This window comes from Marivirga tractuosa DSM 4126, from assembly GCF_000183425.1.
Classification (GTDB): Bacteria; Bacteroidota; Bacteroidia; order Cytophagales; family Cyclobacteriaceae; genus Marivirga; species Marivirga tractuosa.
In genome coordinates, this window is record NC_014759.1 from 1797794 (window position 1) to 1812349 (window position 14556).

The 14556-nt window shown below is 34.7% G+C and carries 14 protein-coding genes; 7 read left to right on the top strand and 7 right to left on the bottom strand.

Translation table 11 applies throughout. The features are described 5' to 3' along the window. Positions 1-112: 112 nt before the first annotated feature. Both FTRAC_RS07465 and ribD read right to left on the bottom strand, forming a co-directional pair. The gene (locus FTRAC_RS07465) at positions 113-595 is read right to left on the bottom strand and encodes a GAF domain-containing protein (protein WP_013453628.1); all 483 of its coding nucleotides are present in this window, start codon (positions 593-595) and stop codon (positions 113-115) included. Between the two features lie 31 nt (positions 596-626). Continuing rightward, the gene (gene ribD / locus FTRAC_RS07470; protein WP_013453629.1) at positions 627-1706 is read right to left on the bottom strand and encodes a bifunctional diaminohydroxyphosphoribosylaminopyrimidine deaminase/5-amino-6-(5-phosphoribosylamino)uracil reductase RibD; all 1080 of its coding nucleotides are present in this window, start codon (positions 1704-1706) and stop codon (positions 627-629) included. Between the two features lie 24 nt (positions 1707-1730). Here ribD and prmC point away from each other — a divergent pair, with 24 nt between their 5' ends. Further along, on the top strand, positions 1731-2576 hold the full coding sequence (prmC, locus tag FTRAC_RS07475; RefSeq protein ID WP_013453630.1) for a peptide chain release factor N(5)-glutamine methyltransferase: 846 nt from the start codon (positions 1731-1733) through the stop codon (positions 2574-2576). A 491-nt stretch (positions 2577-3067) separates the two neighbouring features. On the opposite strand, the gene FTRAC_RS07485 is transcribed toward prmC, so the two are convergent. From FTRAC_RS07485 to FTRAC_RS07500, 4 genes are all read right to left on the bottom strand, one after another. Further along, complete coding sequence (locus FTRAC_RS07485) at positions 3068-4174, bottom strand: AI-2E family transporter (protein WP_013453631.1); 1107 nt, start codon at positions 4172-4174, stop codon at positions 3068-3070. A gap of 10 nt (positions 4175-4184) precedes the next feature. Then, the gene (locus FTRAC_RS07490; RefSeq protein ID WP_148230052.1) at positions 4185-5222 is read right to left on the bottom strand and encodes a glycoside hydrolase family 113; all 1038 of its coding nucleotides are present in this window, start codon (positions 5220-5222) and stop codon (positions 4185-4187) included. Then, complete coding sequence (locus FTRAC_RS07495) at positions 5215-6894, bottom strand: AsmA family protein (protein WP_013453633.1); 1680 nt, start codon at positions 6892-6894, stop codon at positions 5215-5217. Before FTRAC_RS07495 ends, FTRAC_RS07490 begins: the two co-directional genes overlap by 8 nt. Before the next feature lie 159 nt (positions 6895-7053). Continuing rightward, positions 7054-8094 carry an AI-2E family transporter gene (locus FTRAC_RS07500; protein ID WP_013453634.1) on the bottom strand — a complete coding sequence of 347 codons (1041 nt, stop codon included), beginning with the start codon at positions 8092-8094 and terminating at the stop codon, positions 7054-7056. Positions 8095-8193: 99 nt separating this feature from the next. Here FTRAC_RS07500 and FTRAC_RS07505 point away from each other — a divergent pair, with 99 nt between their 5' ends. The 5 genes from FTRAC_RS07505 to FTRAC_RS07525 all read left to right on the top strand — a co-directional run bounded on the left by FTRAC_RS07505 (position 8194) and on the right by FTRAC_RS07525 (position 12013). Continuing rightward, positions 8194-9099 (top strand): aldo/keto reductase, encoded by a 906-nt coding sequence (locus FTRAC_RS07505; RefSeq protein WP_013453635.1) that lies wholly within the window; start codon positions 8194-8196, stop codon positions 9097-9099. A gap of 47 nt (positions 9100-9146) precedes the next feature. Further along, the gene (gene mnmE / locus FTRAC_RS07510) at positions 9147-10520 is read left to right on the top strand and encodes a tRNA uridine-5-carboxymethylaminomethyl(34) synthesis GTPase MnmE (protein WP_013453636.1); all 1374 of its coding nucleotides are present in this window, start codon (positions 9147-9149) and stop codon (positions 10518-10520) included. A gap of 228 nt (positions 10521-10748) precedes the next feature. Then, positions 10749-11168 (top strand): BLUF domain-containing protein, encoded by a 420-nt coding sequence (locus FTRAC_RS07515; RefSeq protein ID WP_013453637.1) that lies wholly within the window; start codon positions 10749-10751, stop codon positions 11166-11168. A gap of 2 nt (positions 11169-11170) precedes the next feature. Further along, a complete protein-coding gene (locus tag FTRAC_RS07520; protein ID WP_013453638.1) occupies positions 11171-11410 on the top strand; it encodes a hypothetical protein in 240 nt (79 codons plus the stop codon). Between the two features lie 336 nt (positions 11411-11746). Further along, positions 11747-12013 (top strand): hypothetical protein, encoded by a 267-nt coding sequence (locus FTRAC_RS07525; protein ID WP_013453639.1) that lies wholly within the window; start codon positions 11747-11749, stop codon positions 12011-12013. Positions 12014-12061: 48 nt separating this feature from the next. On the opposite strand, the gene FTRAC_RS07530 is transcribed toward FTRAC_RS07525, so the two are convergent. Continuing rightward, positions 12062-14293 (bottom strand): S9 family peptidase, encoded by a 2232-nt coding sequence (locus FTRAC_RS07530; RefSeq protein ID WP_316928289.1) that lies wholly within the window; start codon positions 14291-14293, stop codon positions 12062-12064. Between the two features lie 28 nt (positions 14294-14321). Here FTRAC_RS07530 and FTRAC_RS19775 point away from each other — a divergent pair, with 28 nt between their 5' ends. After that, entirely contained in the window at positions 14322-14486 is a 165-nt protein-coding gene (locus tag FTRAC_RS19775) for a hypothetical protein (protein WP_185094447.1), read from the top strand. The last annotated feature ends 70 nt before the right edge of the window (positions 14487-14556 follow it).

The following is a 14556-nucleotide window of genomic DNA, read 5'->3' on the forward strand; positions in this document are numbered from 1 at the left end:
TAAAAAAGGATTATATGGATTCTAAAATTAAATTGCACAAACATGTGTCATTTGCTACTTGTTTTCAATTCACTGCAAATGATTTCTCAAGTTATTGGCTAATAAACTCTATTTATAAAAATTCTGAGACCGTTTTCATTAATTCTTCAAGATACTTTTGATCGATTTCATCAAAAGTATTCAACTCATCACTATCAATATCCAAAACCAATGCTACCTCATTATTTTTAAAAGCGGGCACCACTATTTCAGATTTTGAAGCCGAACTGCAGGCAATATGCCCTGGAAATGCTTCTACATCTGGCACTACAATTGTTTTAGCATCAGCCCAAACTGATCCACATACGCCTTTTCCTTTTTGAATGCGAGTACAAGCTATTGGCCCTTGAAATGGCCCTAGCACTAATTCTCCATTCTTAACTACATAAAAACCTATCCAGAAATAGCCAAAAGCTTCTTTCAATGCCGCTGTTACATTGGCTAAATTTGCCACTACATCTTCTTCACCATCCACTAAAGCATTTATTTGTGGAATTAAGGCTTTGTATTTCTCTTCTTTGGATGCATTCACATCTATTAATAATGATTCTGACATATTTTGAGATTATATGTTATTAGATTTAAGATTATCGACTCATGTTTCGATAAGTAGTCAAAACATCTGTCTGGTTTTTGTCTTGAATATTTTCTTGGGAAACGAGCTGATGGCTTTTTAGTTCCGCTGCTTTAATGCCTTTCTCAAAGCTAACAGACGCAGTAAAGATACGGGCTTCATCCCACAAACCAGCATCGATAAAAGATTGTACAGTTTGAGCTCCTCCTTCTATTAATACTGATTGAATTTTTTCTTGATGCAAATAATTCAGCATATCTCTTAGGAAATCCTCCTTGCTTAACTTGATGGCTGCAATCCCTTTCCTTTCTATTTTTTGATCCTGAGAATGAAAAAAAATGGTCTTTTGTTCCCCATCAAAGATTTTTAAATCATTACCTAAAGTCAAATCATGATCAATTACCAACCGAATAGGATTTTTACCTGACCAATCACGAGCTGTTAGCTGAGGATCATCATACTTTGCAGTATTCTTACCAATCAATATAGCATCAGTCTCGGTGCGCCATTTATGTACTATTTGCCTAGATAAGGGATTACTAATCCATTTGGAATCAAAATTCTCTCTTGCAATAAAACCATCAGAAGTTTGCGCCCATTTTAAAATAATGTAAGGACGTTTTTTCTGCATATAAGTGAAAAAGGCTTTATTAACCTCTAAACATTCTTGTTCCAAAACCGCAGATTCCACTTCAATTCCTGCTTTTTTTAAGATTTGGATTCCTTTTCCGGCCACTAATGGATTTGGATCAACAGCACCTATCACTACTTTTTTTAGCTGCTTTTCAACCAATAGTTCCGCACAAGGTGGTGTTTTACCATAATGAGCGCAAGGTTCTAGGGTGACATAAGCAGTAGATGATTTTAAAAGCTCTGGATTTTCAACAGAACGAATTGCCATCACTTCAGCATGAGGCTCACCAGCTTTTTTGTGCCAACCTTCTCCTATTACTTTTCCATCTAAAACTATTACACAACCCACCATCGGATTAGGGCTAGCAGTAGCTTTGCCGTAACCAGCCAATTGCAGGGCACGTTGCATAAATAATTCATCTTGTTTACTCATCACTGGCAAAACTAAATAAAAATTCATGAACTTTGTGGAAAGGAATCTGAAATGAACAGTAAATTACTTCTAGAAAAAATTAAAAAAACGATAGCTGAATTTGAAACTGATGGTGAAGCAGAATCTATTGCATTTTTGATACTTGAAGATCAGTTTCAGATTTCCAGAATGGATGTTTTAGTGGAAAAAGAAATTGAAACTTCTAAGTCAATTGATGAGAAGTTAGATTCTATTTTAAGTGAATTGAAAAGTGGGATACCCATTCAGCATATTCTGGGAAAAGTAGAATTTTATGGTAGGCAATTTCTAGTCAACCCTAATGTTTTGATTCCAAGAAGAGAGACAGAAGAATTAGTACATTTAATCTTAGAAAACCATCCTGATTTGAGCGAGCAGATGGTTGTTGATATTGGAACTGGTAGTGGAATAATTCCTATCACCATTGCCAAGGAAAGGAAACACTGTGAGGTATATGCTGTGGATATCAGTTCCTCAGCTCTGGCAACGGCAAAAAGAAATGCTCAACTCAATCATGCCAACATAAATTTCATTCAAGCTGATATTTTAGAAGAAGAATTGGAATTGCCTAAATCTAATATTTGGGTTAGTAATCCTCCTTATGTTTTGGAAAAAGAAAAAGCTGAAATGCAGCCTAAAGTATTTGAGCATGAGCCTTCCAATGCATTGTTTGTTCCTGACCATGATGCCTTAATATTTTATGAGAGGATTTCTATGCTAGCTTTCAAGCATTTAGTGTCTGGTGGTGAATTATACTTTGAGATTAATGAACAATTTGGTAGAGAAGTAAAAAAAATAATGGAAGACAAAGGTTTTCAGGATGTAAAAGTTATGAGAGATATGCAAGGGAAAAATCGGTTTGTATATGGGAGACGATGAAGCTCACAGAAAACAGGGAAGAACACAGAAAATAAATGTATAAATATGCTTAGTGGAGATTTATAATAGATATTTGGGCTAGAGCGGGCTTTGTTTGATTTCTCACAGAAATTTGGCTCACAGAAGATCACAGAAGATCACAGAAAAATAAACTTAAATGCAATTAGTGGAGATTATATAAAAGAGACCTTTGGGCTTGGGCTGGCTTTGTATAATTTCTCACAGAATACATGGAAAGTCACAGAAAATAATACTGCCTTACTACTATAGTGGAAATAAATACTTTTCATTCTCTATAAAATCATATGGTTCTCACAGAGAAAATAAGATGATTCACTGAAAAAACATTCAAAATACAATTGCTTGCAACAAACAATACTTAAAAATCATCCAAAATCCTCTTTAAGAATATTCAAAACTTTTAAACCTCCTTTTCTGTGAACTTCTGTGCTTTCTGTGAGCCAAATTTCTGTGAGAGAAAATAATAACTATTATTTTCTCTTTATCTTATCCTTCAATCTCTGAAAAAGTCCTTTTTTGCTACCCTCACCATCTTGAAAATTAGAATTACCAATTAATAAAGCTAATGGCTGCAGTGGTTCATATTCTTCGCAAACTACTTTCAGCATAGCAGCAAATGGCAGAAATAAAACCATGCCTGCAACACCCCAAATAGAAGCACCCACAATCAAACTTAAAATAGCAGCAAAAGCATTTACATTCACACTATTGCCCACTACTTTAGGACTTAAAAAATTACTTTCAATCAATTGCACCGCCCAAAATAAAATTGCAACAGCTAATGGAACCAATAGGGAATCATGTGACATAAAAGCATATAAAACAGGAATTGTGGCGCCTAATGTTGTGCCGATATAAGGAATTATGGAAAGCGAAGCGGCTAAAAAGCCAAACAGAAAAGGGCTGTCAATGCCAATTATCCATAGTCCAATACTATTGGCAAAACCCAGAATAACAATCAAAACTAACATGCCTGAAAGATATTTTTGACCTACCTGTTGAACGCCCTTTAGCATTTTAAAAAACTCTTGCTTTTTATCCTCAGGGGAAAATTTCATAAAAGCTCTAACCAAGCCCTTATGATAAATCAGGAATAAGAACATATAAATAAACATGGTGATTAAGCCTGTAAAGAAATTGGCGGTACTATTGAAAGTGCCGCCCAAAAGACTACCTGCTGAATCTTTCAACCAGGATTTTAGATCGTTTAATAATTGATCCTTATTTAGATCTTCTACAAGGCTCACATTCTGATTGACAAAAATGATAACATCAGTATAGAGCTTGGATAGTTTTTCGCCAAAATTGCTGATTTCATCTGATAAGGCTATAATTTCGGCTGAGAAAAAAGTAATCCCTCCTCCTATAATGATAATCAGTAGTAAAATAGAGAAAAACGCAGCTAAAATATTTCCTACTCCCCACTGCGAAAATTTCTTATGAACCGGATATAAAATAAATGCCAGCAATAAGGCTATACCAAGTGGAATCAAAATAGATTTTGCTATCACTAAAAATGCTATTAAAACAGCTACAAATGCTAGGGTAAAAAATGAATTTTGGAATGATAATTTCATAATTCTCTAATTAAAAGTCTTTCTTAAATTCAGATTCAATTGTTTTCAGGGCCGGTTTATTTTGAGGAGTATACGCTTTAAAGGTTCTATTACTATTTTTAAAAGCATACAAATGCCACTTCCATATGAAACCACCTGAAAACCATGATTCTTCACGAAAGGAATCGAACAATGCCTCAAAGGCAATTTCTTGATTTTCAAAATTAACTGATAAAGTATCTTTTGATAACTTCCAATGTCCCATGGTATTATAATCAATACTTTCATATCCATATTCAGTAAACAAGATCGGTTTTTGGTATTCATCAGCTATTGCCTTTATTTCCTTTTTAGGTTTCTTCCATGCCTCCATCAGTTCATGCTTGGTAGGAGATTTATTTTCGCTTAAAGGGAAATATGCATCTATCCCAATATAATCTAACTCATTCCAAAATTCTATCTGATTGTACTCATCCCAATTTGCTGCGTAGGTTAATTTACCTGAGAAATCATGGCGTGTAGTTTCAATTAAATTAAGCCAAAAGGCATTTCTATTTTTTGTAGAAGTTCTAATCTCAGTTCCTATACAATACAATTCTACATTCATTGAATCTGCAATTTTTGCATAGGTGCCAATATATTCAGCATACTTCATTTCGAAAACTTGCCAAAGACTGTCCGATTCAAAATCAAGATCCCCAGCCCAGCCTTGTCCGCCTACCCACAAGTGTGGCTTTAGCATTACCTTTAAACCTAATGATTTAGCCATTGCAATTGACTCTTTTACACCTTCTGGTTTTTCTCCCCACCATTGCCTAGGATTATCAAAGACGATTTCAGCGGTGTTAGCATTGCAAAATGCATAAGGCACTATCGATACCCAATTCGCACCTAAACTCTTGATTTTATGCAAAGAATCAACAGTAAAAGGCTTAGGAGGAGCAACTAAATTAAAGCCTTTTATTCTTGGGTTTTGAATAGTATCTTCCTCTTCGAAAAACAAAGAACTGCTAAATGCTACAATAGCAATTAAGCCAATTAGGCCGATCAAAATTTTTATTTTATTCACTTTCTTCATCTTTCCCGAAACCTATCTTTTGCCAAATACTTTCTTCCTTCTTATCCAATTTTTCAATTCTGGAAGCTTTTCCTATCCCGACAGTAGACTGAAAACCTGAAACTAAACTGTTTGACCAATAGCTGAACATAGATTTACGGGTATCTCTATTAAACTCGATCTTTCCAATTCTAAATCTACCATTATCCCGAGGGTTTTGCTGCGGTAAAGCAACATTTGCCAACCAACTTAAAGCTTTGTCTCCTTTTTCCTCTTCATTTAAAATTTTGTGAAACTTTATTTTTAAATCTGAATATTTAAATCTCATCTCTCCACTAACCGCCTTATTACCACCAGAATAACTAAAATATAATTCATCAACTGTTCCTGAGCTAATTTCAACTGGATAGGATTTTGACATATACTGGTTTATAGCGCTTATGGACATAGGTTCCAAGCTACCTCGAACGCTAAAATAGCCATAGTTGGAGTTTAAATTATAACGGATCTCTGCCTTTAAATTACCTTCATCATAAAGATCTCCATTTGCCTTAATAATCAAATCAGTACCGTATTTATCTACACTATCTTTTCTATTGGTAATATTTTCAATTACACCCAGAATATTAGCAATCCTAACTAACCCTATTTCCTCGCTCCCATCTGGAATTTCATAATAGCTTAAATTCATATTTTGAACAACACATTCCCTGACATCAATCGAAACATCACTATTTTTTAACAGCTCGACTAAAACTGGTACAAATCTATCATCCGGTAAAGGGTAATTTTTATCCTTCGTGACATTTAATTCAATATTTTTAGCAAAAACATTATGTACGCTAATCATACTATCGCCTTGCCAATTAATTTCATTCAACTGAATACTATCCAATATTATATCTATATGATTGGCTTGTTCTTCTTTCAATTCCGCAAATTTATCAGGTGAGTATATTGGTCGGAAATGTGAGGAAATCAATGTGATATCCTGCTTAAACAAATCAAATGACAGTGTTTCGATATCTACTTTATGCAGATCATCTTTCAGAAAATAAGTTAAATTATGAAATTCCAGAAATATATCTTTTGCCACATCCTGAAGTTTCTCTGGGATTTCTCCTTTCTTGAAATGGAGATTTTGAGCTACCAACTTGTAATCAGCATTTAATCTTCCTGATTTTTGATTGAGTTGATCATAAAACAAAATTTCACCATCATCCACTATAAGTTCCTTTATTGCTAATTCGAATTTTCCATCAAATGAGGGTCTGGAAGCCTTCTTTCTTTTGATTTTTTCAAAATCAAGTGGAAGCAAAAGCTTGGCACTTTTCAACTCTAAAGAATTGAATTTATATAGTTGATTATTAAAAGACTTCCAGTAATCATCCCAAGAAATATTGAGGTCTGGTAATTCAAGGCTGGCAATCGTATCCTTTTGATCTGCGATTAAATTAACCGCTACTTTCTCCAAAACTATCTTCTTTTCAAAAAACCGAACAGATATATCTTCAATTTGAAAATGAACTGAATCCACGAAGTAGTGATTTAGTTCGGTATGTATAGACTCTACTACAAAGGCTTTTATTTTAAATTCCTTAAGCAATTGCCACGCTATAAAAAGTGCCACAGTGACACTGATCAAAACAATTCCAGTTCTTTTGAAAAGTCTTTTTTTCGACATAGGAAATTTAATCACCTAATAGTTTCATTGAAAATAGTAAAAATATCTGAAGGATTCATCACACTACTACAAATGATTGGCAGAAGGTTGAGAACCATGGAAACTAAAATAAGTGGTTAGCATCAAAAATGCACTTTGCTCCAAAAGCATTCCTTCTCGCTATGACATTAACTTAGCAAACTTCTTCCCCCCTGGAAATTCGTTCAGAATAGTTTTGAAAAGCACGGTTAACGGGATTGATAATATCAAACCAGGGACACCCCAGATAAATCCCCAGAACATCAGCATCACTAATACGACTATAATGTTGATGGAGAAAGATCGACCCATAAAAATGGGTTCCAGAACAGCTCCGAATAGTATCTGAGCACCTGTAAATAATATAGCTGCTAGCAATAAAGTTCCTGGGCTTTCAATTTCTATAAATGCAAAAAGCATGACTAAGATAGTAGAAACAACAGAACCTACCATTTGAACAAAGTTGATAACGAAGGCCAATAATCCCCAAAATAGCGGGAAACTAATACCTAATGACCAAGCTATAACCCCAAATGAAACCCCAGTTAGGAAGCTCACGAAAATTTTTACCTTTAAGAAATCAGAAACACTTCGCTCTACTTTCATAAAGGTTTTAACCGATTGAGTACCGCCCGAAAACAGTGTACTTTGAAGAATATCTTTAAAATTGAGTGAGCCCGCCAACAAAAGCATCAAAAAGAAGAGCGTCATCAAAATATTAACTACTGTGCTTTGAATAAAAGAGATAGTAATAGTAAAATTATCTAAAATAAAACTCTCAATTTTATCGCTTTTCAATAAGCCTTTGATAGTACTATCGCCATTATTTTGATCAAGACCTAATGTTTCTGCAAAAGGTGTAACTACTTGCTCCACTTTATTATCCAATTTCTTAAAAATCTCAGATTTTCCTTCTTCAATCTGTTTCCCAGACATTTGGACTATTTTAATTGCAGAAAAGCCTGTTAAAGTTAATATAAGTATGACGGTTCCTAAAGCAATAAATTGTGGCACTTTCCTTTTCTTCATCCATCGCATCATCGGAGTGAAAAGTAACGCAATAAAAATTGCAAACATCAAAGGGATGAATATAAACGATAATAACTGTAGACTATAAAAAATAACAGGTATTACCAGTACTAATAATAATTTATTGGTGGTTGATTGTTCGTTTAACTTCATTTCAAAATTGAATCTATGTGCAAGCTAACGAAGAAGTTTAGTTTTGGATATGTGATTTTAAATAATTTACGTAAATTTTAATCTTATATTAATTATCCTATGCGACAAACAAGCTTATCCCGTAAAACAATTACTTTTTCTCCATTTATAGTCGGAACCATGCGTTTAGGAAAATGGGGTGAAAATTTTAATTCTAAACAATGGATTGAATTTGTTGAAAAATCACTAGAACTTGGATTGAAAGATTTTGACCATGCTGATATTTACGGAGATTATACCACAGAAGCTGATTTCGGAAATGTGTTAAAAGAAAAACCACATTTAAGAGATGAAATGCAGATCACCACTAAATGTGGAATCAAAATGCCAGCCGAAAACCGTCCTGCAAACAGGATTAAATCTTATGATAGCAGTGAAAAACATATAATTCAATCCGTAGAAAATTCATTAAGAGACCTTCAAACGGATTATATAGATGTTCTTTTATTGCATCGGCCAGATTTCTTGATGAATCCCAATGAAATAGCAGAAACATTTGAAAAATTAAAGGATGATGGAAAAGTAAAATATTTTGGAGTATCAAATTTTTCAACTTCTCAATTTGAAATGATCAATTCGGTTTTTCCTTTAGTAACTCATCAAATAGAAGCCTCATTAAACCATTTGGAGCCATTTGAAGACGGAACTTTAGATCAGTTGTTAATGAAAAACATTTGTCCTACTGTATGGTCTCCATTAGGTGGAGGGCATTATAGACACAAAGGAAACTCAAAAGCTGATCAAAAGCAGGATGAAACTTTCCGAAAGCTTAGTGAAAAATATGAATTGAATAATGCGCAGCTAATGCTATTGTTTTTAAAAAGACACCCATCAGGTATCATTCCTGTATTGGGCACTTCCAAAACAGAAAGACTGGAAGAAGCTTTGAAAGTGGAATCTAAAACCTTGGAAAAAGAAGATTGGTATGCTTTATATTCAGCAGCTAAAGGAGAAGAATTACCATAATGCAAATAACCATTTTATAATCGCCAAATATTCATGAAATTTGCAAGATGTTAGATCAGTTGAAGGAAACCATCATTGCATTATCTACTGCACCTGGAGTTGGGGCAATTGCCGTCATTCGTCTTTCGGGAGAGGATGCCATCACAATTACTAATAGCGTTTTTAAAGGAAAAAATCTTTTACAACAAAAAAGCCACACAGCCCATTTCGGTACCATACGAAATGACGAAGGTGAAATCATAGATGAAGTTGTGGCTACTTTGTTTATTGCACCTCATTCCTTCACCAAAGAAAATGTAGTGGAAATTTCCTGTCATGGTTCACCTTATATCGTGCAAAGATTAATCAAATTGTTTTTAACTAAAGGAGTTCGTTTGGCCAAAGCGGGTGAATTTACCCAAAGAGCTTTTCTGAATGGTCAATTTGATTTGGCTCAAGCTGAAGCCGTGGCCGATTTAATTAATGCCGATACAGAAGCCTCCCATAAAGCAGCGCTGAACCAAATGCGCGGTGGTTTCTCTGAACAAATAAAGCAGTTAAGAGCCGAATTGATTCATTTTGCTAGTATGATTGAACTGGAACTCGATTTTGGGGAGGAAGATGTGGAATTTGCCGACCGAGATGATCTGAAAAAGCTAGTCAATCAGTTGTTAAGCGTCATTACCGCTTTAGTCAGCAGTTTTGATTTAGGGAATGTAATCAAAAATGGAGTACCAACTGTAATTGCAGGGAAACCCAACACGGGAAAATCTACTTTACTGAACGCACTGCTCAACGAAGAAAAAGCCATTGTTTCCGATATAGCAGGGACAACCCGTGATTTCATAGAAGATGAAATTAATCTGGAAGGTGTAGTTTTCAGATTTATCGATACTGCAGGCTTGCGAGATACGGAAGACAAAGTTGAGGCTATAGGGGTTCAACGAACAAAAGATAAAATGAAGCAGGCTTCATTGATCGTTTATATGTTCGATTTGAAAAACGATACTTTAACCGAAGTTAATCGCGATATCAATATGCTGGAAAATTTGGGGATTCCTTTTATTAAAGTCGGGAATAAGCTCGATGAGGCTCAGCAAGATCTTTATAATGAAATGAAGAAGGATAAAAACACACTCTTTATTTCTGCCATCAACAAAGAAGGCTTGGAAGCTTTAAAAACAAAATTGGTTGAAACCGTAAACCTCGATAATTTCAAAACAGGCGATACGGTCGTAACCAACATTCGCCATTATGACAATCTGGTTCAAACTCAAAATAGCTTAAATGCGGTATTACGTGGCTTGGATGATAATATCACAGGAGACTTCTTGGCTTTGGATATACGCCATGCTTTACGCTTTTTAGGTGAGATTACAGGAGAAATTACTACTGATGATTTGTTGGCTAATATCTTTTCGAAGTTTTGTATCGGGAAATAATCATAAAACTTTCAAATCGAGACAAAGTATATCCTTCTAAATTAAATAACAGCTTTCAGGTGATCTTGATAGGCTTATCAAAATACGTTTTTTGGTATTTTGATAAGCCTAGATATCATTTAAGCACTGCTTTTTCTATCTATTCCCAAACTTTCTAAACAGAAATCTAAAGGTTCGGTTAGTACTTATAACTTTTAATAAAAATTATTCATTTTTAAACTTTAGAATATGTTATCACACCTAGTTTATGTCAGCGTTAGAAAAAAAGAATGCACAGAAGAAGAAATTGATAAAATTCTTGCCGCTTGCAAAAGAAACAATCCAGAATTAGATGTTACTGGCGTTCTCCTCTACTCCAAAACGCACTTTTTGCAATATCTTGAAGGGGATTATAAAGAGATAAGTGGTCTCTACGAAAAAATCAAAACTGATGACCGACATAAAAATGTGGTTCTTATAACTACTGGCCAAATAAAAGAGAGAAGCTTTCCAAGTTGGGAAATGGGTTCTAAGGAAATCAATGAAGAAAAAGTTGAATTCCAAACTGACTTAAGTAAAGAAGAAGCAAAAACTTTTCAGGATATTATTTCAGGTAAGGATCAAGAAGGAAATAGATCAATTCAATTAATTAAGAAATTTTTCAAATAATTATGGATATAGAAAAAGAAGAGCTAGAAAGAAAAATAAAGGATGTTGAAGCAATCGAATTTGGTGATTCCCTTGAAGACGTATCTTCAAGTTTACTGATAGTTATGACCCTATTTGAAGTTGACGATGATCCTAAGGTAATCAAAGCATGCAAATACAAGCTATTTGAAGGAATTTCGCTTTTGAAAAAGCTTGGAGACAAAGAAAAAGCTTCAGAAATTGAAAATAAAATCAAAAATTAAAATCAATCATCTAAGACCGTAGATTAAATACTTTATTCAAAATTAAATAATAAGCTCGGAAATACTTCGGGCTTTTTTTTACATTAATTTAGACAAGCCTTTTCTAGACCTTATGTACTTATATCTATCTTTTATTGAGCATTAATTTAAACCTATGCGTCACACTGCTAAAATTAAAATTGCTTGTTTTTAGAATTAAAAACTGATGTGATCATTGGGAATTAGGTCAGTTTTAATTGGTTATCATCAAAAAAACATGCTTAACGTTTTATTTATAGTATAATTATTCTTATAATAGATTGATTTTTAACTTTTTAAACTTAACCTAATAAAACTATGGAAACTCAAAACCAGAGTAGCACACAACCATTATCGACCAAAGATTGGTTAATCACTTTAATTATTGCTGCAATTCCAATTATCGGATTTATAATGCTTTTTGTATGGTCTTTTAGCGGAGGAACAAACGTGAACAAGGCCAATTGGGCAAAGGCAGCCTTACTTTTAATGGCGATAGGAATCGCATTAGGTATTTTGTTCAGTTTAATATTTGGAGTAGGTCTATTTGCTCTCTTCAATGGATCAGGTGGTGCAAGCTACTAAATACAAAAAAAAGCCGTGATTTTTGATCACGGCTTTATTATGGTTCTTTTACTTAAAATACCTATCCAAGTAATTAATGTAGTTATTCATTAAAAGTAAATAACTTGGAAAGTTGTAAGCAACTCCATGTGCACCCGGAGGGAAAATCTTCAGATCATGATCTTTACCATTGTCAATTAAACCTTTTACTAATTGAAATGTATTTTGAACATGTACATTTTCATCCATTGTGCTATGCGCTATGAACATATGACCCGTTAAGTTTTTAGCATAAGTAGTGGGCGCTGAATTAATATACCCTTCTTCATTCTCTTCTTCCAATCCCATATATCGCTCCGCATAAATACTATCATACAACCTCCAATCAGTTACAGGGGCTCCAACTAATGCTACCTTAAAAACATCAGGATGGTTCAAGATGGAAAAACTACTCATATACCCCCCGTAACTATGTCCTCTGATCGCTATTTTTTCAGCATCAATATAACCTTGATTTATCATGTGCTTTGCTGCTTCTGCAAAATCTTGTGCCTCGGCATGCCCTAAGTTCTTATAAACAATTTTCTCAAACTCGCGACCATAACCTCCACCTCCTCTATTGTTTACTTGAATAACCACATAACCATTATGAACTAAATATTGGTGCCAAGCACTAACGCTCCACTGATTATAAACCGACTGTGCTCCTGGCCCTCCATAAACATCCAAAACCATAGGATATTTTTGAGAAGCATCAAACCCTACTGGTTTATAAATAGAAATGTCTATTTTATCCCCTTCACTATTTTCAAAACTGCTCAATTCAGGTGTCACAAAAGCCACATTTTCTAGAGCTTTCTTAACCTCTTGATTTTCTTCCAACATTTTCACCAATTTACCAGAAGCATCTCTTAGCTCAATTTTAGTTGGAGTCTTCACATCTGAATATCGATCAACAAAATAAGTAGCTTCAGGAGCCATATCAATATTATGTCGACCTTCCATTTCGGTTACTTTCTTCTTTCCCCTGCCATTGAAATTCACTACGTAGAGCTGTCTCTCCAAAGGAGAATCTTCAGTTGAGCTGTAATAAATCTTCTTCTTTTTGCTATCTACTGCATGAACATAAACTACTTCCCAATCTCCCTTCGTCACTTGATTTTGCAATTTACCTTCATAATTATATCGGTATAAATGTGCATAGCCGTCTTTGTCGGTAATCCAGAAAAACTCCTTGGCATCTTTTGGGAAAAATGCATAATGCATTATGCCAGCAAAAAAGTCAAAAACATCGATCCAAGCATCAGAAGATTCCTCCAGAATCATTTTTGCTTTACCTGAAGTCGCATCTGCCATGTAGAGTTTCATATTGGTTTGTGCTCTATTAAGATGCATCACTGCCAATTTTTCCTTCTCAGCAGTCCAGTAAATTCTAGGGATGTAACCATCTTCCAATGGCACTTGCATCCATTCTTTTGATTTTTCCGCTACATTAATCACTCCGATTTTCACTGTAGGGTTAGTGTCCCCCACCTGTGGATAAGGTAATTTCACCCATTCTTTATGCGTACCTTGATAATCCGTCATTTGAAAAATGGGCACTTCCCTTTCATCCGACTGCCAAAAAGCGATGTATTCACTATCGTGCGACCATTCCCAAGCCTGAGCAAGCCCAAATTCTTCCTCATAAGCCCAGCCAAAACGGCCATTGTAAAAGCCATCTTCAGCATCATCTGTTAATTGGGTTTCTTCCTTTGAAGCCAAGTCGAAAACGAAAAGATTTCCACCTCTTTCATAACCAACTTTTTTGCCGTTTGGAGATAATTCTGCTGTTTGAGCATCTTTTGCGACTAAATCCAAAGTTTTATCTTCGATGGAATAGTAGTAATAATCCGATATACCAGACCTTCTCCAAACAGGACGGAAATTGGTTTGGAATAATAAATATTTAGAGTCATCTGACCATTGAAAAGAAGCATATTGGAAAGCATCCTCTGAACCAGGAACTTTCATTCCTTCAGTAGAAAAAATTAGTTTCTCTTCCTGGGTCTTAGGATTAAAGGATTTAATTATTTGAGCCCCATTTTCTCCTCTTTCGGTAAATGAATAGGCTTGGCCATCATTAATCCAATTGATATTACTTGGTCCCGAATTACCGTACATTGGTCTAATCCCACTCATTGCTTCCTGAAAGCTACTGAAGGTCTGCTTTTCCTGCGCTTGAAGCGAGAAAGTGATCGTTAATAAAAGCAAGCTAAAAGCCTGCATAAATCGTTTCCTTACCATGATTTTATTTTTCAATTTTAATTAAGGCTTGAATTTAGTAAAAATGAGTGGGAAAATTGGTTGGCAGGTTGGCAAGTTTTCAGGTTTTGACGTTTGTAAGTTTCGAAGTCTTTTGGTTCTGACTATTATGATGAATGGGTTGGTAGTTAGAAGTTTGGGTGACCAAGAGACAGTTGACAGTAGTCAAAATGTTCTAATCCATTATTGAGATTGGATTCTTGAAGAAGTACGATGAGTAGCCTTTTGTCAACTGTATAATTCGAAGTCTTATTTTGTCA

Excerpts from the sequence above, each read along its gene's own strand:
- FTRAC_RS07495 (WP_013453633.1), bottom strand. The coding sequence starts at position 6,894 with ATGTCGAAAAAAAGACTTTTCAAAAGAACTGGAATTGTTTTGATCAGT.
- FTRAC_RS07525 (WP_013453639.1), top strand. The coding sequence starts at position 11,747 with ATGGAAACTCAAAACCAGAGTAGCACACAACCATTATCGACCAAAGAT.
- FTRAC_RS07485 (WP_013453631.1), bottom strand. The coding sequence starts at position 4,174 with ATGAAATTATCATTCCAAAATTCATTTTTTACCCTAGCATTTGTAGCT.
- FTRAC_RS07515 (WP_013453637.1), top strand. The coding sequence starts at position 10,749 with ATGTTATCACACCTAGTTTATGTCAGCGTTAGAAAAAAAGAATGCACA.
- FTRAC_RS07520 (WP_013453638.1), top strand. The coding sequence starts at position 11,171 with ATGGATATAGAAAAAGAAGAGCTAGAAAGAAAAATAAAGGATGTTGAA.
- mnmE (WP_013453636.1), top strand. The coding sequence starts at position 9,147 with ATGTTAGATCAGTTGAAGGAAACCATCATTGCATTATCTACTGCACCT.
- FTRAC_RS07500 (WP_013453634.1), bottom strand. The coding sequence starts at position 8,094 with ATGAAGTTAAACGAACAATCAACCACCAATAAATTATTATTAGTACTG.
- FTRAC_RS19775 (WP_185094447.1), top strand. The coding sequence starts at position 14,322 with ATGAGTGGGAAAATTGGTTGGCAGGTTGGCAAGTTTTCAGGTTTTGAC.
- ribD (WP_013453629.1), bottom strand. The coding sequence starts at position 1,706 with ATGAATTTTTATTTAGTTTTGCCAGTGATGAGTAAACAAGATGAATTA.
- FTRAC_RS07465 (WP_013453628.1), bottom strand. The coding sequence starts at position 595 with ATGTCAGAATCATTATTAATAGATGTGAATGCATCCAAAGAAGAGAAA.
- prmC (WP_013453630.1), top strand. The coding sequence starts at position 1,731 with ATGAACAGTAAATTACTTCTAGAAAAAATTAAAAAAACGATAGCTGAA.
- FTRAC_RS07505 (WP_013453635.1), top strand. The coding sequence starts at position 8,194 with ATGCGACAAACAAGCTTATCCCGTAAAACAATTACTTTTTCTCCATTT.